Raw genomic sequence first — 21,557 nt, 5'->3', positions numbered from 1 at the left:
CCTCCCCGTGTTCCCACATTCATCACTGATCGCGAGGATTGACCCGGGTGGACTCCACCGAGCTTCGTATCGCCGCCGTGATTCCGTGCCATAACGAAGAGGCTTCGGTCGCCAAGGTCGTCGCCGACCTACAGGCTGCCGTGCCGGGGATCGTCGTCTATGTCTACGACAATCTGAGTACGGACAAGACCGCCGAGCGGGCCCGCGAAGCCGGCGCCATCGTTCGGTTCGAGAACACCAAGGGCAAGGGCAATGTCGTGCGCCGCGCCTTCGCCGACATCGAGGCCGACGTGTACCTGATGGTCGACGGCGACGACACCTACGAGGCGTCGGCCGCGCCGCTGATGATCAAGACACTGCTGGACGGCCCCTACGACCATGTACTGGGCGTGCGCAGACAGGACGAAGGCGCATCGGCGTACCGGGCGGGCCACGAGACCGGTAACAAGGTGCTCAACGGCGTCGTCGGAAAGGTGTTCGGCGAGAACGTCGAAGACATGCTCTCCGGCTTCCGGGTGTTCTCCCGGCGATTCGTGAAGAGCTTCCCGGCGGTCTCCCGCGAGTTCGAAATCGAGACCGAGCTGACTGTCCACTCGCTGCATCTGCGCGTGCCGAGGACCGCGGTGCCGGTCGGCTTCCGTGATCGACCCGCGGGCAGCGAGAGCAAGCTGCGGACCTATCACGACGGGTTCAAGATCCTCGCCCTGATCATCGGGCTGGCCAGACATGAGCGACCGGTCGCATTCTACGGCCTGGTCGGCACGCTGAGTTGGCTGGTCTCGATCATTCTGACCATTCCGATCGTGGTCGAGTTCTACAACACCCACGAGGTGCCCCGGTTCCCGACCCTGTTCCTCGGCTTCACGCTGCTGTTGCTCGGCAGTCTGGCCTGGACGGCCGGCCTGATCCTCGACGGTATCCGCCGCTCGCGTCACGAGGCCGCGCGCCTCGTCTACCTGCGATACGCGGCGGTCAGCGCGGATGGCCTACCCGCGAATGACGACAACGGTGGTGACGCGCGCGGCGCTGGAGCCGGGCGTTGACGGCCTCAGCGGATCGGGCGGCCGCGCAGACCGAGGTACGCACGCCCCCGGACACCGCGCCACTGCCCACGGTGGACACCGCGCCACTGCCCGCCGCCGACCTCGACACAACCGGCGCGGTCGATGTGGACAAGCACCGCGAAGGCGCCCTGCGCAGGTCCGCGCACCAGGTCGCCACGCGTTTCGGCGCGGCGACGGTCGCCTTCACCGTGCTCGTCGCGATCTTCGGCGGGTTGTTCAGCGTCCTCACCCCGCCGTTCTGGGGCCATGACGAGATCACTCAGTTCGGCCGGGCCTACCAGGTCGCGCACGGCGGATTCGGTCCACAGCGAATTCACGACGACCGCGGCATCGCCTACGGCGGCGACGTTCCCTCCAGCATCACCGCGCTGATGGGCTACGCGCTGAAGGACTACACGACCAACCCGGACGAGCCGGACCCGATGGTGGACAACCCCGGCGGCTACGAGCGACTGGCGAACGCCGCGGTCTCCGACGCCACCGAACCGGTCTGGTTCACCAATACCGCCGCTTACTCCCCGGTCCCCTACATGCCCGCCGCGATCGGCATCCGGCTGTCCGAGTTGTTCGGACTCGACGTCGGCGGACTGGTCCTGCTGACCCGGCTCGCCGGGCTGCTGGCGTACCTCACGGTGGTCGGGTTCGGTCTGTTCGCGTTGCGCGCACACCGGGTGCAATGGCTGGCATTCACCATCGCGGTGCTACCGATCGCGGTGTTCCAGGCGGGCACGGTCACAGCCGACACCATGACCAACGCCTTGGCCATCCTGGTCTCCGCGCTGCTGGTGAAGGCGCTGTTCCTCGGCGAGCGGCTCGGCCGGGTAGAGGTCGCAGCGCTGCTTACCGCGACCATCCTGCTTCCGGTGAGCAAACCGACCTATGTGCTGCTCGCGCTGCTGATCGTGCTGGTTCCCGCCGACCGCTTCGGGTTCACCGGTCCGCGACGCTGGATCCCGCTCGGCTTCGCCGCCGCGGGTGCGCTCGTCTTCGCGCTCTGGATGAAGATCGCGGCGCCGACCGGCGACGGCATGGGTCTGATGCGGCCGTCGCACCAATGGCACTCGGTGCGCCCGGGTGACCAGCTCAGCGGCATTCTCGGCAACCCGCTGGAGTTCGTGCACGTGTTCGGCGAGAGCATCGCGCTGCGCGACCAGCGCTGGTTCAGCCAGTTCTTCGGCGAACTCGGCTTCGCCTACATCGACGTTCCCGCCGTCTCCATGTTGGCCTGCCTGCTCGCACTCGCGGTGAGCCTCGGTATCGCCGATCGGATGAACGCCGCCACTGCCGACTTCCGACGCACCCTGATCGTCGCGCTCACCGTGGCGGCCAGCGTGGCGATGATCTACGTGACGCTCTACATGTCGTTCACACCGGTCGGCTACTACATCATCGACGGCGTGCAGGGCCGCTACTTCGTGCCGCTGGCGATCATCGCGCTCGCGGTGGTGTTGCGCTGGATGCCACTGCGGCTCACCGATGTTGCGGGGAGGACCTCGAATACGGGTCCGGCCGGCACGGTGATCGTGGCCTCGACTGTCGCGCTCATTGCCGCTGCGGCGAAGTACTACAGCATCGTTTGGGGCTGACTCGCAACGGGATGCGCGCAGCGCGCGCTCGGGTCAGTCCCGAGCCGCGCTGATCGTCTGCTCGCCAGCCATGACATACGCGCGCTCGGTGCCTGCCTTGCCCGGGCGCCACCAGGATTCATTGTCCCGGTACCACCGGATCGTCGCCGCCAACCCGGCGCGGAAATCTGCATAGCGCGGTTCCCAACCGAGTTCGGTGCGCAGCAGCGACGCGTCGATCGCGTAGCGCTGATCATGGCCGGGTCGATCGGTGACATGGTCGAAGTCGTCCGGTTCCCGACCGAACGCCTGCAGGATCATCTGGACCACGGATTTGTTGTCCAGTTCGCCGTCCGCGCCGATCAGATAGGTCTGCCCGATCCGGCCGCGCTGCAGGATGTCCCACACGGCACGGTTGTGGTCGTCGACGTGGATCCAGTCACGCACCTGGTGTCCCGCGCCGTAGAGCCGGGGGCGGACCCCATCGATCAGGTTGGTGATCTGGCGCGGGATGAACTTCTCCACGTGCTGGTAGGGCCCGTAGTTGTTGCTGCAGTTGGAAATCGTGGCACGCACGCCGAACGACCTGGTCCACGCGCGCACCAGCAGATCGCTCGCGGCCTTGGTGGCCGAATAGGGACTCGACGGGTTGTACGGCGTGGTCTCCGTGAACGAGGGGGCCTCCGGCGTCAAGTCGCCGTACACCTCGTCGGTGGACACGTGGTGGTAGCGCACGTCGTGCCGGCGCACGGCCTGCAGCAGCGAATAGGTGCCGACGATATTGGTCTGCAGGAACGGCCACGGCTCGGCGAGGGAGTTGTCGTTGTGCGATTCGGCGGCGAAGTGCACCACTGCGTCGACGCCGCTGACCAGTTCGTCGACCAGGTCGAGGTCGGCGATGTCGCCGTGCACGAAATCGATCCGGTCGGTGACCGGATCCAGGGAAGCCCGGTTCCCGGCATAGGTCAACGCGTCGAGGACGGTGACAGTCGTGTCGGGATGGTCGGACACGGTCTGCTGGACGAAGTTCGCGCCGATGAATCCGGCGCCGCCGGTGACGAGCAATCGCACGACCACGACTCTACGTGCCGATCGGTCGTGCCGACGACGAACTCGGTCGACGGTGTCGCGGGCATCGAACCGGGTCACAAACTGTGACCTTTGCCTCATACGCTTCTCGAGAATTCGGACAACCGGTTTGGTTTCATAGTGAAACACCCCGGTCAGCGCATGCTTTTTCGTACCCCGCCATGCCACGGGTCTCGATGGTGAACAAAATTTGAATAAACCGTCACAACGGGTTCACCACGCGTTTGCTGGTCTAGATTTTGCTCTGCTAGTCCCCCCGAACGCTTCACATCGAGGTTCCAACAAAATGCAGATGAGGAAATTTGCCGCGACGTCGGCGCTGGTGATTGCCGCCCTAGGCATCACCGCGGGCACCGTGAACGCCGCACCGGCCACCGAGGCCGACAACAACGCGGTGAACTTCACCGCCCAGACCGTCGATTCGAAGTCCATCATCACGACCGATGCCGGTTCCATGGTCGTCGAGGATGGCACTTTCAAGATCAAGGCCGCCAACGGCGACGTGCTTGCCGGCGCGCCACTGACCTTCCGGTTGGACGACTTCGAGTTCCCGATCGCTGCCGAGATCGCGGACCACACCGCCACCCTGACCCCGCAGTTCGACTTGGAGCACGCGTCTTACAAGCCGGTCGCCCTTCCATACGAGAACCAGGCGCCGTGGAAGACCGAGTACGACCGTGAACAGGCGGCGTGGAACCGCATGAAGGACACCATCTCGACCGGCGCCACCCTCGCCACCCTGATCGGTGGCCTCGGCGGCGCGGCCGTCGGCTGCGTCCTCGGTGGCATCGCCGGTGCGACCGTCGCGGCGGCGACCATCATCGGCCTGTTCGGCGCCTTCCTCCCGAGCGCGGTCATCGGCTGCTTCGGCGGCATCATCGCGGTCGGCGCCCTCGGCACCGTCGCGGGCCAGCTGCTGATCACCGCTCCGGTCGCGATCGGTGCGGCGATCCAGTACTTCACCACGATCAACCAGCCGTTCGTCGCGCCGAAGTAAAACGCACAACTGAATTCGCAACAGAAACAGTTGGGAGACCCCGTCCGCACAACAGCGGGCGGGGTTTCTTTTCTCGCCTCCACGGCCGTTTGCTGGAAAACGGTTGCAGTCCATGAATCAGCTGCCGACTATTCGAATTCGAAAATCATTCGCGGCCGACCCGACTCCCCGACACCGCACTACCGGTATCCGCGATCCGCATGGCCTGGCGCCGATTCCGCGATCGAACGGCTCCGCACAGACGCGAGCCCCGTCCCGGCTGCCGCGGGGCGGGGCTCGCCTGGGCAGACGCAGACACCTCACCTCACGCGGTCTGCGCCTGCTGGCCCTCTGCTATCCGGGCACGCACGAACCGCGACACCCGTGCCAGTGCCGCCCTGCTCTCCGGCAGGTTCGGCGCGATGCTCATGAAGGCGTGCACCTGACCACGCCACAGTTCCAGCGAATTCGGCACACCCGCCGCGGTGAGCCGCTGCGTCATCAGTTCGCAGTCGAACCGCAGCACCTCATCCTCAGCGGCGATCAGCAGCACTGGTGGAAGCGCGGAAAGTACCGCGTTCACCGGGGAGAGCCGCGGGTCGAGCATCCCATCCGTCTCGGCGCCGATGCGCACCACCGCCTCCAACGCCGACAACGATATGTACGGATCACGCGTGACGTTCAGGTAGTTCCGCTTCGCCGCGTAGTCCAGGTCGAGCAGCGGGCTCAGTCCGACCAGCCCGCCTGGAGCGGGCAGGCCGGACTCGAGCGCGCACAGTGCCGTCGCGAAGGCCAGGTATCCGCCGGCGGAGTCGCCCGCGAAGACGATCCGCGCCGGGTCCGCGCCGTGGCGCAGCAGCCAGCGGTAGGCGGTCAGGCAGTCTTGCACCGACTGGGCGATGCTTCGGTCCGGCAGCTGGCGGTATTCGACGTTGATCACCGGAAGCCCGGTGCGACGAGCCAGGCTCGCCGCGACCGGCCGGTGGCTGCGGGTACTGCAGATCGCGAAACCACCGCCGTGCAGGTACAGCACAGCACCGTGCCGCACCGCGCGCGCGGCGCCGGCCGGACGAATGATCTCCAGATGGAAACCGTTGAGTGTCACCTGCTCCCGGTCGATCCCGCGCGGCATGGGACGCAGCCCCGCCAATCCGTGCACCGCCGCGGCGCCGATCGGAATGGTCGCCCTGGTTACCGGGACCGTCCGCAGCACCGGCCGAACCACCCCCAGGCAGGCCGCCAGCAGCAGGCGCGATTGCGCACTCGGTCCCGCTGGATTCATGACAATGCCGGGTTCACCGACTTCCGTCGCTGACATCGCGCACCTACCTCACAACTGGTGCGCCGAGTCACGACCGGACCGGGCTGCCGGGCGAGCTGTCGGCGCTGACAACTCGTGGTGTCGTTTCCGAACACCAGGCATGACGTGATCTATGCACCAGAATCACCCTTTCGGTACCGAAGCTAAACGTCCGTAATCAAATCGAGGACTTCTCGGAACCTCACCGAATCCCGGCGCGGCGAGACTGGCACACTTCAAGGCATGCGCGGAATCATCTTGGCTGGCGGCACCGGCACCCGGCTGCACCCGATCACGCGCGGGGTGAGCAAGCAACTGGTCCCGGTCTACGACAAGCCCATGGTTTACTACCCCCTCTCCACGCTCATGCTCGCGGGGATCGAGGACATTCTGGTGATCACCACTCCGGAGGATGCCGACGCCTTCGCGCGGCTGCTCGGCGACGGGTCCCAGTTCGGTCTGTCCATCAGCTATGTGGTCCAGCCCGAGCCGGACGGCCTTGCCAGGGCCTTCGTCCTCGGCGCCGACCACATCGGCACCGACTGCGCCGCGCTCGTGCTCGGCGACAACATCTTTCACGGCCCCGGCCTCGGTACCAGCCTCAACCGCTTCGACAAGATCGACGGCGGTGCGGTCTTCGCGTACTGGGTGTCGGACCCGACGGCATACGGCGTCGTGGAGTTCACCGAGGGCCGGGCGGTGTCCATCGAGGAGAAGCCGAAAACGCCGCGCTCGAACTACGCCATCCCCGGGCTGTACTTCTACGACAACGACGTGGTGGAGATCGCCCGCTCACTACGCCCCTCGGCACGCGGCGAGTACGAAATCACCGACATCAATCGCACCTACCTGGAACAGGATCGGCTGCAGGTGGACGTGCTTGCCCGCGGTACCGCCTGGCTGGACACCGGAACCTTCGATTCGCTGCTGGACGCGGCCAATTACGTGCGCACCATCGAAGAGCGGCAGGGCCTCAAGATCGGTGTCCCCGAGGAGGCCGCCTGGCGGATGGGCTTCATCGACGACGACCGACTCCGCGCGCTCGCCGAACCGATGGTCCGGTCCGGCTACGGCAGCTACCTGCTCGGATTGCTCGACCGCGGACGGGATTGGTGAGCATGGAGTTCCGCGAACTCGCGGTGCCCGGCGCCTGGGTGATCACCCCGCGCCAACATGGCGACGACCGCGGCATGTTCCTGGAAGGTTTCAAAGCCTCCGAGTTCGAGAAGGCGACCGGCCGGCCGTTCGACCTGAAGCAGGTGAATTGCTCGGTGTCGGCGGCGGGAGTGCTGCGCGGCATCCACTACACCGAGGATCCGCCGGGTCAGGCGAAATACGTGAGCTGCGTGCGCGGCGCGTTCCTCGACGTGGTCGTCGACCTGCGCCCCGGCTCACCGACCTACGGCCGCTGGGACAGCGTGCTGCTCGACGACGTCGACCGGCGCTCGGTGTTCCTGTCCGAGGGACTCGGCCACGCAATCCTGTCGCTGGAGGACCGGTCGACGGTCACCTATCTGTGCTCGCTCGAGTATCAGCCCGAGTTCGACCGCGACATCGACGCCTTCGACCCCACCCTGGGGATCGAGTGGCCGGAGGTGGGCCGCGACGGCAGCAAACTCACCTTCATCCGCTCTGCCAAGGACACCGTCGCCCCGCCGTTCTCCTGATGCGACGGGCGCCATCACCCCGGTCGGGATGATGACGCCCGGTTTCGCGACTCCGCCGGGTCAGCCGACCAGTTCCAACTCCCGCTCCTGCAGGTCGACCGCCCGCTCCTGCCTGCGGTACTTCGGTACAAAGGCGAGCAACGCGACGAGCGCGCCGACAATGGCGACGCCTGCGGCGAACGCCAGACCAGGACGGTAGGTTTCGAGCATCCCGGCCGCGGAGATATCGGCGTGCGCCCCGGAAGCGATGATCGCCGTGGTCACCGCGAGCACGACGGCCGCCCCGACTTGCATGGAGGTCTGCAGCACGCCTGCCGCCAGCCCCTGCTCGTCGTCATCGATGCCGTTGGTGGCCTGGATGTTGATGGCGGGGAAACCGACCCAGCCGATACCGATCAGCAGCACCGCGGGCAGCAGCATCGTCAGGTAGGACGGCGCGGTATCCAGCCGCAGGAACAGCAGGTAGCCGACAGCCATGACGACCATGGTGACCGCGATGATCGGCCCGGTGCCGAACCGGTCCACCAGCTTGTCGGAGAAGAACGCCGACCCCACGACCAGCAGTCCGACCGGCAGCAGCGCCATCGCCAGTTTCAACGGCGACCAGCCGAGGGTGTCCTGCAGGTACAGGGTGACGATGAATTGCCAGCTGAAATAGGAGCCCGCCACCGCGACGATCGCGAGACTGGCGCGCACCAACGAGGTTTTCCGCAGGATGCCCAGGCGCACCAGCGGATACCGCACGCGCTTCTCCACGGCGACGAACCCGGCGAACAGCGCCACGACCGCGACGAACGAGCCGATGGTGCGCAGCGAGGCCCAGCCCGCCTCCGGTGCGGAGACCACGGTGTAGACCAGCAGCAGCATCGCCGCGGTGGACAGCAGTGCACCGAGGAGGTCGTGTCCGCCTTCTTCGGCGGGCTTGTCCTTCGGCACCAGTACGTAGGCGGCGGCCAAGGCGGCGAGCGCGATCGGCACCGGAAGCAGGAACGTCCACCGCCAACCGACACCGGTCATCAAACCGCCGAACAGCAGACCAGAGGAGTAACCACCGGCACCGAACACGGTGTAGATGGACAGCGCCTTGTTCCTGGCGGGCCCTTCGGCGAAGTTGGTCGTGATGATGGACAAGCCGGTCGGTGCGGTGAACGCGGCGGCGAGGCCCTTGACGAAACGGGTGAGAATCAGCAACGGACCCGAGCTGACCAGGCCACCTGCCAGCGAGGCGATCGCGAAGACCGCGAGCGCGATCAGGAAGACCTTGCGACGGCCGAGCAGGTCGGCGGTGCGGCCGCCGAGTAGCAGCAAACCGCCGTAACCGAGGATGTAGCCGCTCACCAGCCACTGCAGGGTAGCGGTCGACAGATCGAGTTCCGTACCGATGGACGGTAGCGCGACACCGATCATCGACACGTCGAGACCGTCGAGGAACAGCACGATGCACAGCGTGATCAGCATGCCCCAGAGCCGGGTTGACCATGTGGTCGGATCGGGCGCATGAGCGGCCGAGAGCCTTGCTGGTGAAGTCATGGGCGGTACATTACATGCGTGCGCATTAAATGCCAACACATCTAATGCGGTTGCATATAACATGATGGAGCACTACTATCGGGCCATGTCGAAGCCGTCGACCATGGACCCAGCCCGGCGCACCGTCGCGCCGACCGGGCTGGTAGGGGAGTGGCGTGAGCTGCTCGACCGACACGCGACGGTGAGTTGCGCACTCGAGAAAGCGCTCCAGGGACAGCATCGAATCGGGCTCAGCGAGTTCGAGACGCTCGACCGGCTGATCGATGCCAACTGCGGCGACTACCGCATGAGTGACCTGGCCAATGACATCTATCTGAGCCAGAGCGCACTGTCGCGGGCCGTCGCCCGGCTGGAGCGTGATGGCCTGGTACGGCGCACCATGTGCGCCGATGACCGCCGCGCCGTGTTCGTCTGCCTGACCGACAAGGGCCGCGAGGTCTACGAACAGGCTCTGCCGACCCACCGCGCCGTGCTGAACGACACCTGGGAGTCGGCGGGGCCATCCCAGTGCCAGCCTTAGCTTCGGCACGGTAGCGACGGCTGCCGGAGTGTCATGGCGCGCCCCGGCCGCGCTCTCGGCCCGTCCCGAGCCGTGCGGCCATCCTTCCCGACATCCACGGCGGATCGCCGAACCGCATTGTTTTACAGCAAAACTGACCAGGTCATGGCGCGTGGCCCAATCAGCCATCACGCAGGGGTCGAGCTTTGTCCGCTCGGGCCGCCATTTCGCGAGTCAACTGCGTCGCCCACGCTTGCTGAGGCGCCAGAACCGCACCGCTCGAACGTCTTCGAAGAGCTGACCGACCGCCTCGGCCACGTGATCCACCGTGATTCGGCGCCGTACTTCTGCGCGTTCGGCGCCGCATTTCCCGGGGGCACGGCTATGCCTTCGAATTCCTCGCCCATGCCGAATTCCGCCCGATTCGCGCCGGCCCCTATCCAGCCGTAAAACGCCCGTGGCCAGGAAGTTCTCGCTGCCGCGCGATGGACGACAGCATCCACAGCGGTCTCCCAGCATCGACACAGCGCGCGATGAGGTCGAAGACCGAAAGTAGCCGCGTGGCAACAACTGCGAGCGGCCTGCGGAGCCCGACCGCACACGGTCAACCCACGCTCGAAAATGAGACGTAGGCGACACTCCGGAAATTGTTTCGAAGATCGCGTAACGCTGCCGACGTCCTCCGCCGATACGACCCATGAATGCAGGACCAGATCCACCCCGGGGAATGGAGAAGACAGTGCGCACGACGTTTCCGACTTCCGTCTCGGCGGCCGACATGACCGCCGCTGCGCAGGACTACGCCCAGCGCGGATGGACGGTTGCCGAAACGGCCAACGGTCTCAGCCTGATCACCGATGCGGACGTGTCCGGCATCGAGGTCACCGGCGAGCTGGCCGGCGAGGTCCGCCGCTTCTTGCGGGCGAACAACCTCTCCGGTCCGGTGATCGAGATCCCGGGCGCCGAGCGTCGTGAGATCCACCTGGTCACTGGTGTCCAGAAGGCCGCGATGGCGCTCGCGGCGCTGCGCGAGGCAGGCGCCACCGTGTACACCGACGGCGCGGGTATCCCGCTGCCGCCCACCCAACTCTCGGCCGGTTCGGCCTGCTGGGGCGTATCGCCCGCCGAGGCCCGCTGGGTGCCGCCGGTGGTCGCGATCAGCGCCGCCGTGCGGGCCGCGACCACGTCGCACCAGGCGAAGCTGACCATCGCCTGCTGAACCGCGCATGCCCCTGACCGGGCGCACCCGCTGAACACAAGCCGGGGCCGCGGATCGGGTGCCCGCGCTATTCGGGTCGGCCGTCATCGGGCCGAGCGAAGGCGAACAGCGTCCGACCAGACTGTCGACGACCGGTTTCCATGCCTGCGCCGCCGATCCCACCCTGGTAACGCAGTCGGTGTCCATCGTTCGGCGTTGTCGATATCGGTTCGTTCCTCTTTTCAGTTCCACCATGAGGGGCCCAAGATGGGGTATGGCCCCGATCACGGACTCGCGCACGCTGCTGCGGACCTGCCCGCTCTGCGAGGCGGTCTGCGGACTCGAACTCACCCTGGACCCCGACGACCACGTGACCGCGGTCCGCGGCGACCGGCAGGATCCCTTCAGTAGCGGGTTCCTCTGCCCCAAGGGAGCCAGCTTCGGCCACCTCGACGAGGACCCGGACCGGATCACCGAACCGCTGATCCGTGACCGTGCCGCCGACACCTGGCGCACCGCGTCCTGGACCGAGGCCTTCGACCTCATCGCCGAGCGCTTCCCCGCGATCGTGGCCGAACACGGAAACCAGGCCGCCGGCGTGTATCTGGGCAATCCGAACGCGCACACTGTGGCGGGCACCCTGTATGTGCCGATTCTGCTGCGCGCGCTGGGCACCAGGAACATCTACTCGGCAAGCACGGCCGACCAGATGCCCAAGCAGGTTGCCAGCGGGCTGATGTTCGGCGATCCCTTGACCGTGCCGGTGCCCGACCTGGACCGCACCGACTATCTGCTGATGCTCGGCGCGAACCCGCTGGAATCCAATGGCTCACTGTGCACCGCACCCGACTTTCCCGGCCGGCTGAAGGCACTGCGGCGCAGGGGCGGCCGCTTCGTCGTGGTCGATCCACGGGTAACGCGCACCGCGAAGCTGGCCGACGAGCACCTGTTCATCCGGCCGGGCAGCGACGCGTACCTGCTGTTCGGCATCGTGCATACGCTGTTCGCCGAAAACTTGGCCGACGTCCGGGTCGAGGCCACGGGAGTCGACGAACTACGAACGGCCGCAGCGGCATTCGATCCGGTCACGGTGGCGACCCGCACCGGAGTGCCCGCACCGACGATCATCCGACTCGCCCGTGAGCTGGCCGCCGCGCCGACCGCGGCCGTCTACGCCCGGATCGGCACCTGCACGGTGGAATTCGGGACGATCACCCAGTGGCTCGTCGAGGCGATCAACACGCTGACCGGAAATCTCGACACCCCCGGCGGCGCCATGTTCGCCACCGCGGCGGCGGGTGGTATCGCACGCAGCAAGCCGTTCCGCACCGGGCGCTGGACCAGCAGGGTCCGTGAACTGCCGGAGGCCATGGGTGAACTGCCGGTGGCCACGCTGGCCGAGGAGATCACCACGCCAGGCGCTGGACAGATCCGCGCGCTGGTGACAATAGCCGGGAACCCGGTGCTGTCCGCACCGAGCGGGCCGCGTTTGGACACCGCGTTCGCTCAGCTCGACTTCATGGTCAGCGTTGACCGGTATCTGAACGAAACCACCAGGCACGCCGACGTGATCCTGCCGCCGCCGCGCCCGACCCAGTCACCGCACTACGACTTCGCGCTGCTGCACTTCGCGGTGCGCAACTACACGCGCTATTCGCGCCCGCTGGTGCCCTTGGGCGACCGGCCATCGGAATCCGCGATCCTCACCCGGCTCGCCGCGGCGCTGACCGGCAGAGCGCACGACGGCTCCGACGGCGTCGACCCGCTCACCGCGGCAGATGAACTCGTCATCGCGGGCACCCTACACAAAGCCGGGTTCGCGAATCGGCGCGCTGAGCTCAACGGCGAGAACAGCACCGAGCGGCGCATCGATCTGATGCTGCGGCTCGGCCCGTACGGCGAGTGGAACGGCGGGACGCTGAATCTGCAAGTACTGCTGGACAACCCGCACGGCATCGACCTCGGTCCGTTACAGCCGCGCCTGCCCGGCGTCTTACGGACGGCGACCGAACAGGTGGACCTGGCACCGGAGCCGCTCCTGGCGGACGTCGCGCGGATGCGGGCGAGGCTCGCCGACGCGGCGCCGGAGATCGTGTTGATCGGGCGGCGCCAGTTGCGGTCCAACAACAGTTGGATGCACAACATCGCATCGCTGGTCGGCGGTTCCAATCGCTGCACTCTGCACATCAACCCGGCCGATGTGGCACGGCTCGGACTGGGCGACCAGGCGGTGGTGAAGTCCGCGGCGGGAACGCTGACGGTTCCGCTGGAGCCGACCGAGACGATCATGCCCGGCGTGGTCAGCCTGCCGCATGGCTGGGGTCACACCGACAGCGCGCAGAACGTCGCCCGCGCGCACGCCGGAGTCAACGCCAACGTGCTCACCGACGACTCAGTGGTCGACGTACCCTCGGGAAACGCCGTGTTCAACGGGGTACCGGTCACCCTGATCCGGGTCTGAGACCGGTCGTTCCCCGCTCGAGTGGCTCGACCGACCGGAAAACAGTTCCAGCCCGGCCGGCTACCTCTACATCCGAACCCGCTCCGTCACCCGAATCAGCTCCGTCCACGGCGCCCGTTGGTCCGGCGAGTCGTCCTTCGCCGCCGGGAGGTGCGCGCCGATCCTGCGCTCAGTCAACTAAATTACCGCAGGTCAGACGAGTGGCTGCGGCTAACGCAGATGATCGAGGATGTAGCGCCGCAACGAGGCGGTGGCCCTGCTCTCGGTGCGGGCGGTGGACCAGGCCAACACGATAGGGCGGGATGCGGGCGGATTGCCGATCGGGATTTCGATCGAGTCGGTCGCGTCCGGCGCGGCGGCTAGGATGCACACCCCGAATCCGGCGGCGGCGAGGCCGCGTAACGTGGCGGCGTCCGTACTTTCGAACACGATGTGCGGGTTGAACCCGGCGAGAGCGCAGAGCTGTTCGGTCATGGCCCGTAGGCCGTATCCGCGCGGCAGGGCGAGGAAGTTGTCCGAAGCGACCTCGGTAAGCGCTACCTGGCTACGCGTGGCCAGCGGGTGCTCGGGCGGAACGACGAGCACAAGCGGCTCGGTGCCCAACTGCGCAGTGGCGAACTCCGGGGCATCCGGCGCGGGCGAGGTCAGGCATAGATCGATGGTGCCCTCGCGCAATGCATCGATCAGGAACTCGGATCCTCCTTGATGGAGGGTGATCTTTACATCAGAGTGGCTGCCACGGTAAGCGCGCAGAATTTCCGGCACCATGCGAGACCCCAGGTTATTGAGGAATCCGAGGGCTACCACGCCCCCGTCGGTATCCAGGTTCTCGGCGATATCTGCGCTGGCCCGCTCGAGCCCCTCCGAGCATCGTTGCAGCGCATGGTGGAGAGATCGCCCGTGGCGGGTCAATCGGACAGACCGGCCGGCGCGGGTGATCAAGGGCAGCCCGAGCTGGCGTTCCCATCGGACCAGCGCACGGCTGAGGCTGGACTGAGCGACTCCCAGTTCCGCTGCGGCGTGTGTCAGGTTTTCGTGACGGGCGATCGCGAGGAATTGAACCAGCGGCGCGGCGAAAACGTCCGCGAGGTGGGGCTTGGTGCGGCGGGGGCCAGTCATCTGCTCATTATGCGCATTCGCATCGATAGCTCGCCAAATCGCATTGGACGCATCAGTCGGACGCTGACATGCTCGCAGCTGTGTTCATCAATGCGCGATGCGGTCGCGAGCATTCGATACCGACGAACGAACTCGGCGTCACCAGACTGCGGCACATCACCGCCGAGTACCCGGTAGCCGCCTCGGGCCCGGTCGGCGCCGGAGCGGCCGGCCCGATGCCGGCTCTGATCCGATGACATGGGGGCATGCGGCGATCATTCTGATCGCCGGGATCTGGGCCGGCGCCATCAACTCGGTGGTCGGTTCCGGCACGCTGGTGACGTTCCCGGTGCTGGTGGCGCTCGGCTATTCGCCGCTGACCGCGACCACTTCGAACGCGATCGGGGTGGCGCCGGGCTCGATCAGCGGCGCGATCGGGTACCGCAAGGTACTGACGGGGTTCTGGCCGCAGGTGGCCCGGCTCTCGGTAGCCTCGTTCCTGGGTGCGATCTGCGGCGCGATCCTGCTGCTGTCACTGCCGAAGGACGCGTTCGAGTCGATAGTTCCGGCACTCGTCGGCCTCGCTGTCGTGCTGGTGATCATCCAACCCAAGGTCTCCCGTTGGATCGCGAAACGCCGCGAGGTCGCGGGCGTAGCGGACCCAGACCACGACGGGATCCCCGCGCTGCTGCTGTTCTTCACGTTCCTGATCGGTATCTACGGCGGGTATTTCACCGCCGCGCAGGGCGTGTTGCTCATGGCGGTGATGGGTATGACGCTGTCCGAGCCGTTGCAACGGCTCAACGGTGCGCGAAACGTCCTGTCCGCCATCGTGAACGTCGTCGCGGGCACGATTTACGCTGTCGTCGCGCCGATCAGTTGGCCTGTTGTCGCCATTCTCGCGGTCGGCTCGACCCTCGGCGGGCAGATCGGCGCGAAGATCGGACTCGAGTTGAAGCCCGCCGTGCTGCGCGGGGTGATCGTCGTGGTTGGTGTCGGCGCAATGGTTCACCTGATCATGGCCCCGAACTGAGGCCCGTACCCCGGGCCGCGAAGTAGGCTCCGCTACGGGAATAGGCCCGACTATCAGCCGTTGTGACCGCAAGGATCGGAGAGCACGGTGCCCCACTTGACGTATGACAAGGAGATCACCGGCCTTGTGGTGATCGACCCTTACAACGATTTCATTTCCGAGGGCGGCAAGCTATGGAATCGTCTGAAAGGCGTTGCCGAGGCCAACCAGTGTATCCCGCATATGCTGCAAGTCCTCGAAGCTGCCCGACATGCAGACATCCGTGTTTTTTATGCGCTGCATCATCGATATCGCCCCGGCGACTACGAGACCTGGAAGTACATCGCGCCGATTCAGAAGGCAGCGTGGTCGAACAAGACTTTTGAATACGGCACCTGGGGCGGCGAGATCCGCCGCGAGTTCGAACCCCGACCAGGCGATATCGTGGCCCTGGAACACTGGGGCTCCAGTGGTTTCGCCAATACGGATCTGGATTTGCAGCTCAAGAGGCACGGCATCCATCAGCTCATAGTGACAGGACTCATCGCACACACCTGTGTGGAGGCGACTGTTCGATATGCCGCTGAACTGGGCTACCAGCTCACGATGGTGACAGACGCGACCGCCGACTACTCGGAAACCGAGATGCACGCCGCACTGGAAGTAAATATCCCGAACTACGCCACTGCCATGGTGACCACCAAACAAATTGTCGCCTCGATTTCCGAACTCCGAACCGACAGTATTCGCAGAAGAGGATGACACATCAGCCGCGACATCCTTCACCAACCGCCGAACCATCTCCCGCCAACTGTCGGCGAGCGTAGTCAAAATGCCGGCAACCCCAGCACCGGTCAACCACCATTTGACTGTCGTCGACGGCTCTCGACGGTTATGGGCAGCATCTGCGGGTTCCCGCGAGTGACCGGACGGTGGCTACGGCGAACTCTAGGTAAGCGACGGGGTAGGCGTCAGGGGATCGCTGGGGAGACGCCGATCTTGAAGATCACAGCGCGCTGGACGATGAAGTTGATCACCGTCGCGGTGCCCTGGGCGACGACGAAGGCCAGCGGTTGACGCCACCAGACCTCGTCGAAGGCGTGGTAGAGCGCGGAGTTGATGCCGACCTGCACCGCGAAGGTGAGCGCGTAGAGCGCGACCACCGCGAAGAAACGGATCCGGCTGGGCGGGGCTTGGAAGGTCCAGCGGCGGTTGATCAGGTAGGCGGTGGTGGTGCCCGCGACGAAGCTGATCGACTTCGCGATGCTGACCGGAAGGCCGACCAGGTTCAACAGCAGACTGTAGAGCCCGTAGTCGACGACGGCAGACAACCCACCGGTGACAGTGAACCGGACGATCTGCGTCTTGAGATCGACATCGGTGCCACCGGGCTCGTCGACCAACGGCAGTTCGGCCGGAAGCGGCAGGTGGGGTTCGGCTTGCACGCCGACGAGCGTAGCGCCGACCGGGGCCGACACGTAGATCCGGTGCTGAACCGACGCGTACGTCCCTACCTCCGCGCCCGCCGACGACGACCGGATGCCGCGTTATACCTGTAGCCTCTATGCCGATGTCCACGAAAGCTCCGACCGCCACCACGACAACCGGGAACGACAGCGGCGCCGTCGTCACAAAGGACGGCCCCGCCGCGGTGAACGCGTTCGCACTTCCGACGCGCACCCGAACGTTGACCGGGTGGGGTCGCACCGCACCGACCTCCTCCGAAGTGCTCTCGACCAGCGATCCCGAACTGATCGCCAAGGCTGTCGCCATGGTCGCCGAGGACAATGACAGCAAGCCCGCCCACCTACGCCGCGGTGTGATCGCGCGCGGCCTCGGGCGCTCCTACGGCGACCACGCGCAGAACGCGGGCGGCCTGGTCGTCGACATGACCGCGCTACACAACATCCATCGGATCGACCGCGACACCAGGATCGTCGATGTCGATGGCGGCGTCAGCCTCGACCAGCTCATGAAGGCCGCGCTACCGTTCGGCCTCTGGGTGCCGGTGCTCCCCGGCACCCGCCAGGTGACCATCGGCGGGGCCATCGCCTCCGATATCCACGGCAAGAACCACCACAGCGAGGGAAGCTTCGGCAACCACGTCCGCTCGATCGATCTGCTCACCGCTGACGGGCAGGTGCAGCACCTCACACCGAAGCGCAACGCCAAACTGTTCTGGGCGACCGTCGGCGGCAACGGCCTCACCGGCATCATCCTGCGCGCGACCATCGAGATGGCGCCGACCGAGACGGCCTACTTCCTCAACGACGGCGTGAAGACCGCGACCCTCGACGAGACCATTGCCGCGCACAGCGACGGCAGCGAGGCCGACTACACCTACTCGAGCGCGTGGTTCGACGTGATCAGTCCGCTGCCCAAACTGGGCAGGGCCACCATCACCCGCGGCCGGCTGGCCAAGGTCGACGAGCTTCCCAAGCGGCTGCAGAGCAAGCCGCTGAAGTTCGACGCCCCGCAGCTGATGACGGTTCCGGACATCTTCCCGAACTGGACGATGAACAAGCTGACGTTGATGTCCATCGGCGAGGCGTACTACCGGATGGGCGGCAACTACACCGGCAAGGTGCAGAACCTGACGCAGTTCTACCACCCGCTGGACATGATCTCGGAGTGGAACCGCGGCTACGGCTCCAACGGCTTCCTGCAGTATCAGTTCGTGGTGCCGACCGAGGCGGTCGAGGAGTTCAAGCGGATCATCATCGACATCCAGGCGTCGGGGCACTATTCGGCGCTGAACGTGTTCAAGCTGTTCGGCCCGGGCAACCACGCTCCGCTGAGCTTCCCGATGCCGGGCTGGAACATCTGCGTCGATTTCCCGATCAAGCCGGGCCTGAACCAGCTGGTCGGCGAGTTGGACCGGCGGGTGCTGGAGTTCGGCGGGCGGCTGTACACCGCGAAGGACTCGCGGACCACCGCCGAGACGTTCCATCAGATGTACCCGCGGATCGACGAGTGGATCAAGATCCGCCGCAGTGTCGATCCCACAGGCGTTTTCATGTCCGATATGGCGAGAAGGCTGGAGCTGCAGTGACAGTAGGATCGGCGAAATGATCAATGCCGTTGGCAACCCGCAGTCGATTCTGCTGCTGGGTGGAACCTCGGAGATCGGCTTGGCAATCTGCGCGGAGTACCTGAAGAAGGGGCCCGCGCGAGTCATCCTCGCGGCGCTGCCCGGTGATCCGCTGCGTGAGGACGCGGTCGCCCAGATGAAGGCGGCGGGCGCGAGCGAGGTCGAGATCATCGATTTCGACGCACTCGACACCGGCAGCCACCCGAAGGTGATCGACGCTGCCTGGGACACCGGCGATGTGGACGTCGCGATCGTCGCGTTCGCCCTCGACGGTGATCCGGAAGAGCTGTGGCAGAACCAACGCAAGGCCGTACAGGTCGCCGCGATCAACTACACCGCGGCGGTTTCCGTCGGCGTGCTGCTCGGCGAGAAGATGAAGGCGCAGGGCTTCGGGCGGATCATCGCCATGTCCTCCGTCGCCGGTGAGCGGGTGCGGCGCTCGAACTTCGTCTACGGCTCGACCAAGGCCGGCCTGGACGGTTTCTACCTGGGGCTCGGCGAGGCGCTGCGCAAGCACGGCCCGCGCGTGCTGGTGATCCGGCCCGGCATGGTGCGGACCCGATTCTCGGCGCATGTCAAAGAGGCTCCGCTGACCGTCGACAAGGAAGACATCGCGGTGCTGGCGGTCTCGGCGTCGCAGAAAGGCAAGGAGCTCGTCTGGGCGCCGGGGCCTTTCCGCTTCGTGATGATGATCCTGCGGCACATCCCGCGGCCGGTCTTCCGCAGACTGCCGATCTGATCCAGCTATCGGGCTCGGACCCAGTGCCCGCGTGATCCTCGATCACGCGGGCACCTATCGTTCGAGGGAGTCGACCCCCAGTGAATCCGGAGGCGCTATGCGAGTAATCGAGTGCGGAGCGGTCCGTTGAGCACGGCGACCGCGACGGACGAAGTTCACCCGCGCCCGGTTGATCCGGCGCCGAGGCCGGGACGGATAGCTCCGCTGGTGCGGCAGATCGCCTCCGGCCTCGGGGAGGCGGCGCTGGCCGCGGTCGTCGCCGCGGTCGTCGCCGCGGTCGGGCTGATCGCGTTCTCGATGGTGCACTGGCCCGCCTTCAACTCCTCCAACGTGACCCGGGCGCTGACCACGCTCGGACAGGTGGTCGCGGCCGCTCTGTTGGCAACGGCGATCGCGCTGCTGCGCAGGCGCACGTGGCCATGGTTCGCGAAACTGCTGTCCTGGGTGGGCATTTCGACATTCGTCACGGTCACGCTCGGCATGCCGCTCGCCGCGACCAAGTTGTATCTGTTCGGCGTGTCGGTGGACCAGGAGTTTCGCACCGAGTTCCTCACTCGGCTCACCGACTCGGCCGCACTACGCGACATGACCTACGCGGAGCTGCCGCCGTACTACCCCGCGGGCTGGTTCTGGATCGGCGGTCGCATCGCGAACCTGCTGGGGATGGCCGGCTGGGAGGTGTTCAAACCGTACGCGATCTGTTTCCTCGCGGTGGCCGCGGTGGTCGCACTCGTGTTGTGGTCCAGATTGATTCGCGCGGACTGGGCGATCGGCGTCGGCGCGGCGATCACCGCGGTCACGGTGGCGTACGCGGCGCCGGAAGCCTATGGCGCCGTCATCGTGATTGTGCTGCCGCCCGCGCTCGTCCTCGCCTGGGGTGCGCTGCATCGACCGCTGGAACACGGCCGGGCGGGCGCGACGGTCCCGGCGGACGGTGGCACCGAACGCCGCACGGCCGGTGGCTGGGGCGCGGTTGTCGGGTCCGGATTGTTCCTCGGCGTGGCAGCCACGTTCTACACCCTCTACTTCGGCGTCGCCGCGTTCGCGATCGGGTTGATGGGCCTGATCGCGGCCGTTCTCGCCGTGCGAGAGCAGCGCACAGCCCGCGACCACGGCGCGGCGGCGTCCGTTCGCCCGGCCTGGCGCGCCGCGGTGCCGCCGCTGCTGCGGCTGGTGGCGATCGGGGCGATCGCCGGGCTGGTCGCGTTGATCGTGTGGACGCCGTATCTGCTGAAGGCGCTGCGCGGCACGACCGCGAGTACCGGTACCGCGCTGCACTACCTGCCCGAGTCGGGTGCGCGACTGCCGCTGCCGATGTTCGAGTTCTCCCTGCTCGGCGCCCTGTGCATGGTCGGAACCGTGTGGCTGGTCGTGCGCGCCGCCTCGTCGAGGCGGGCACAGGCACTCGCGATCGGTGTGTTGGCGATCTACCTGTGGACGCTGCTGTCCATGGCGGCGACCGCGGCGGGCACCACGCTCCTGTCGTTCCGGCTGGAGCCGATCCTGCTCGTATTGCTCGCCGCCGCGGGCGCGTTCGGGTTCGTGGAAGGCGCGCGGGGGATCTACCAGGCGTTGAACGAACCGGGCCGGTTCCGGTTCGCGGTGGTCGTTGTCGCGGTGGTCGGGGCGCTGGCGTTCACCCAGAACATTCCGCACATCCTCGCGGCGGAGATCACCACCGCCTACACCGACACCGACGGCGACGGTCAGCGCGCCGACCAGCGACCGGCCTCCGCGGTGTCGTACTACCGCCAAGTGGACGCGGCGCTCACCGCGCAGACCGGGCGGCCGCGCTCGGACACCGTGGTCCTCACCGCCGACACCAGTTTCCTTTCCTTCTATCCCTACTTCGGCTTCCAGGCGCTCACCTCGCACTACGCCAACCCGCTCGCCGACTTCGCGGGCCGGGCGGCGGCCATCGAGCGCTGGAGCAAGCTGAAGACGCCGGACGCACTGCTCGACGCACTGGCCGCGAGCCCGTGGCGCGCACCGGACGCGTTCCTGTTCCGGCACAGTGGCGACGCCTACACGCTGCGACTCGCCAAGGACGTCTACCCGAACGACCCGAACGTGGCGCGATACTCGGTGTCTTTTCCCAAGAAGCTGTTCGCCGACCCCCGATTCACCACCACCGATATCGGCCCGTTCACCCTCGTCACCGTTCGCCGTTGAGCGGACGCTGAGAATGTCCGAGGGCGCCCCTCTGCACGGTGTCCAGGGTTGAACTCGTCGACAGTGGATAACCCCTCCGATTGTCAGTCCACGCAC

19 protein-coding genes are annotated in these 21,557 nt (G+C 66.4%); 14 read left to right on the top strand and 5 right to left on the bottom strand.

Going from position 1 to position 21,557, the window contains the following annotated elements; translation table 11 throughout:
* The first annotated feature begins 47 nt into the window (after positions 1 to 47).
* Positions 48 to 1,043 carry a glycosyltransferase gene (locus AB0B25_RS01710; RefSeq protein ID WP_357173114.1) on the top strand — a complete coding sequence of 332 codons (996 nt, stop codon included), beginning with the start codon at positions 48 to 50 and terminating at the stop codon, positions 1,041 to 1,043.
* Entirely contained in the window at positions 1,040 to 2,650 is a 1,611-nt protein-coding gene (locus tag AB0B25_RS01705) for a DUF2142 domain-containing protein (RefSeq protein ID WP_357173111.1), read from the top strand. Before AB0B25_RS01710 ends, AB0B25_RS01705 begins: the two co-directional genes overlap by 4 nt.
* 33 nt (positions 2,651 to 2,683) lie before the next feature.
* On the opposite strand, the gene rfbB is transcribed toward AB0B25_RS01705, so the two are convergent.
* Positions 2,684 to 3,700 (bottom strand): dTDP-glucose 4,6-dehydratase, encoded by a 1,017-nt coding sequence (gene rfbB / locus AB0B25_RS01700; protein ID WP_357173108.1) that lies wholly within the window; start codon positions 3,698 to 3,700, stop codon positions 2,684 to 2,686.
* Positions 3,701 to 4,004: 304 nt separating this feature from the next.
* Here rfbB and AB0B25_RS01695 point away from each other — a divergent pair, with 304 nt between their 5' ends.
* Complete coding sequence (locus AB0B25_RS01695; RefSeq protein ID WP_357173105.1) at positions 4,005 to 4,715, top strand: hypothetical protein; 711 nt, start codon at positions 4,005 to 4,007, stop codon at positions 4,713 to 4,715.
* A 304-nt stretch (positions 4,716 to 5,019) separates the two neighbouring features.
* On the opposite strand, the gene AB0B25_RS01690 is transcribed toward AB0B25_RS01695, so the two are convergent.
* Positions 5,020 to 6,012 (bottom strand): alpha/beta hydrolase, encoded by a 993-nt coding sequence (locus AB0B25_RS01690; RefSeq protein ID WP_357173102.1) that lies wholly within the window; start codon positions 6,010 to 6,012, stop codon positions 5,020 to 5,022.
* 225 nt (positions 6,013 to 6,237) lie between these two features.
* Here AB0B25_RS01690 and rfbA point away from each other — a divergent pair, with 225 nt between their 5' ends.
* Together rfbA and rfbC are read left to right on the top strand one after the other, a co-directional pair.
* A complete protein-coding gene (rfbA, locus tag AB0B25_RS01685) occupies positions 6,238 to 7,110 on the top strand; it encodes a glucose-1-phosphate thymidylyltransferase RfbA (RefSeq protein WP_357173100.1) in 873 nt (290 codons plus the stop codon).
* A 2-nt stretch (positions 7,111 to 7,112) separates the two neighbouring features.
* On the top strand, positions 7,113 to 7,661 hold the full coding sequence (rfbC, locus tag AB0B25_RS01680; protein ID WP_357173289.1) for a dTDP-4-dehydrorhamnose 3,5-epimerase: 549 nt from the start codon (positions 7,113 to 7,115) through the stop codon (positions 7,659 to 7,661).
* 60 nt (positions 7,662 to 7,721) lie between these two features.
* On the opposite strand, the gene AB0B25_RS01675 is transcribed toward rfbC, so the two are convergent.
* Positions 7,722 to 9,191, bottom strand: coding sequence for an MFS transporter (locus AB0B25_RS01675; RefSeq protein WP_357173097.1), 1,470 nt, complete (start codon positions 9,189 to 9,191; stop codon positions 7,722 to 7,724).
* Positions 9,192 to 9,276: 85 nt separating this feature from the next.
* Between AB0B25_RS01675 and AB0B25_RS01670 the strand changes: the two genes are divergently transcribed.
* From AB0B25_RS01670 to AB0B25_RS01660, 3 genes are all read left to right on the top strand, one after another.
* Positions 9,277 to 9,711: a MarR family transcriptional regulator gene (locus tag AB0B25_RS01670; RefSeq protein ID WP_357173094.1), complete on the top strand. Its 435-nt coding sequence runs from the start codon at positions 9,277 to 9,279 to the stop codon at positions 9,709 to 9,711.
* Between the two features lie 718 nt (positions 9,712 to 10,429).
* Entirely contained in the window at positions 10,430 to 10,909 is a 480-nt protein-coding gene (locus AB0B25_RS01665) for a hypothetical protein (RefSeq protein ID WP_357173091.1), read from the top strand.
* 232 nt (positions 10,910 to 11,141) lie between these two features.
* Positions 11,142 to 13,349 (top strand): molybdopterin-dependent oxidoreductase, encoded by a 2,208-nt coding sequence (locus AB0B25_RS01660; protein ID WP_357173088.1) that lies wholly within the window; start codon positions 11,142 to 11,144, stop codon positions 13,347 to 13,349.
* Between the two features lie 210 nt (positions 13,350 to 13,559).
* On the opposite strand, the gene AB0B25_RS01655 is transcribed toward AB0B25_RS01660, so the two are convergent.
* A complete protein-coding gene (locus AB0B25_RS01655; RefSeq protein ID WP_357173086.1) occupies positions 13,560 to 14,468 on the bottom strand; it encodes a LysR family transcriptional regulator in 909 nt (302 codons plus the stop codon).
* A gap of 68 nt (positions 14,469 to 14,536) precedes the next feature.
* On the opposite strand from AB0B25_RS01655, the gene AB0B25_RS01650 reads away from it, so the two are divergent.
* From AB0B25_RS01650 to AB0B25_RS01640, 3 genes are all read left to right on the top strand, one after another.
* Positions 14,537 to 14,704: a hypothetical protein gene (locus AB0B25_RS01650; RefSeq protein ID WP_357173083.1), complete on the top strand. Its 168-nt coding sequence runs from the start codon at positions 14,537 to 14,539 to the stop codon at positions 14,702 to 14,704.
* The gene (locus tag AB0B25_RS01645) at positions 14,701 to 15,480 is read left to right on the top strand and encodes a sulfite exporter TauE/SafE family protein (RefSeq protein ID WP_357173080.1); all 780 of its coding nucleotides are present in this window, start codon (positions 14,701 to 14,703) and stop codon (positions 15,478 to 15,480) included. The genes AB0B25_RS01650 and AB0B25_RS01645 overlap by 4 nt, the downstream gene beginning before the upstream one ends.
* 87 nt (positions 15,481 to 15,567) lie before the next feature.
* Positions 15,568 to 16,221 (top strand): isochorismatase family cysteine hydrolase, encoded by a 654-nt coding sequence (locus AB0B25_RS01640; protein ID WP_357173078.1) that lies wholly within the window; start codon positions 15,568 to 15,570, stop codon positions 16,219 to 16,221.
* Positions 16,222 to 16,430: 209 nt separating this feature from the next.
* Here AB0B25_RS01640 and AB0B25_RS01635 read toward each other — a convergent pair whose 3' ends face one another.
* Entirely contained in the window at positions 16,431 to 16,904 is a 474-nt protein-coding gene (locus AB0B25_RS01635) for a GtrA family protein (RefSeq protein ID WP_357173075.1), read from the bottom strand.
* Between the two features lie 119 nt (positions 16,905 to 17,023).
* Between AB0B25_RS01635 and AB0B25_RS01630 the strand changes: the two genes are divergently transcribed.
* The 3 genes from AB0B25_RS01630 to AB0B25_RS01620 all read left to right on the top strand — a co-directional run bounded on the left by AB0B25_RS01630 (position 17,024) and on the right by AB0B25_RS01620 (position 21,461).
* Positions 17,024 to 18,511: an FAD-binding oxidoreductase gene (locus AB0B25_RS01630; RefSeq protein ID WP_357173072.1), complete on the top strand. Its 1,488-nt coding sequence runs from the start codon at positions 17,024 to 17,026 to the stop codon at positions 18,509 to 18,511.
* 16 nt (positions 18,512 to 18,527) lie between these two features.
* The gene (locus AB0B25_RS01625; protein WP_357173069.1) at positions 18,528 to 19,289 is read left to right on the top strand and encodes a decaprenylphospho-beta-D-erythro-pentofuranosid-2-ulose 2-reductase; all 762 of its coding nucleotides are present in this window, start codon (positions 18,528 to 18,530) and stop codon (positions 19,287 to 19,289) included.
* Between the two features lie 195 nt (positions 19,290 to 19,484).
* Complete coding sequence (locus AB0B25_RS01620) at positions 19,485 to 21,461, top strand: galactan 5-O-arabinofuranosyltransferase (protein WP_357173286.1); 1,977 nt, start codon at positions 19,485 to 19,487, stop codon at positions 21,459 to 21,461.
* The last annotated feature ends 96 nt before the right edge of the window (positions 21,462 to 21,557 follow it).

The organism is Nocardia sp. NPDC049190 (genome assembly GCF_040648115.1).
In the GTDB taxonomy this organism is placed as follows: domain Bacteria; phylum Actinomycetota; class Actinomycetes; order Mycobacteriales; family Mycobacteriaceae; genus Nocardia.
The sequence above is the reverse complement of the archived record's forward strand: the minus strand, read 5'-3'. Positions and strand labels throughout refer to the sequence as shown.

Excerpts from the sequence above, each read along its gene's own strand:
- AB0B25_RS01690 (WP_357173102.1), bottom strand. The coding sequence starts at position 6,012 with ATGTCAGCGACGGAAGTCGGTGAACCCGGCATTGTCATGAATCCAGCG.
- rfbC (WP_357173289.1), top strand. The coding sequence starts at position 7,113 with ATGGAGTTCCGCGAACTCGCGGTGCCCGGCGCCTGGGTGATCACCCCG.
- AB0B25_RS01650 (WP_357173083.1), top strand. The coding sequence starts at position 14,537 with ATGCTCGCAGCTGTGTTCATCAATGCGCGATGCGGTCGCGAGCATTCG.
- AB0B25_RS01645 (WP_357173080.1), top strand. The coding sequence starts at position 14,701 with ATGACATGGGGGCATGCGGCGATCATTCTGATCGCCGGGATCTGGGCC.
- AB0B25_RS01655 (WP_357173086.1), bottom strand. The coding sequence starts at position 14,468 with ATGACTGGCCCCCGCCGCACCAAGCCCCACCTCGCGGACGTTTTCGCC.
- AB0B25_RS01630 (WP_357173072.1), top strand. The coding sequence starts at position 17,024 with ATGCCGATGTCCACGAAAGCTCCGACCGCCACCACGACAACCGGGAAC.
- AB0B25_RS01660 (WP_357173088.1), top strand. The coding sequence starts at position 11,142 with ATGAGGGGCCCAAGATGGGGTATGGCCCCGATCACGGACTCGCGCACG.
- AB0B25_RS01675 (WP_357173097.1), bottom strand. The coding sequence starts at position 9,191 with ATGACTTCACCAGCAAGGCTCTCGGCCGCTCATGCGCCCGATCCGACC.
- AB0B25_RS01670 (WP_357173094.1), top strand. The coding sequence starts at position 9,277 with ATGTCGAAGCCGTCGACCATGGACCCAGCCCGGCGCACCGTCGCGCCG.
- rfbA (WP_357173100.1), top strand. The coding sequence starts at position 6,238 with ATGCGCGGAATCATCTTGGCTGGCGGCACCGGCACCCGGCTGCACCCG.
- AB0B25_RS01695 (WP_357173105.1), top strand. The coding sequence starts at position 4,005 with ATGCAGATGAGGAAATTTGCCGCGACGTCGGCGCTGGTGATTGCCGCC.
- AB0B25_RS01625 (WP_357173069.1), top strand. The coding sequence starts at position 18,528 with ATGATCAATGCCGTTGGCAACCCGCAGTCGATTCTGCTGCTGGGTGGA.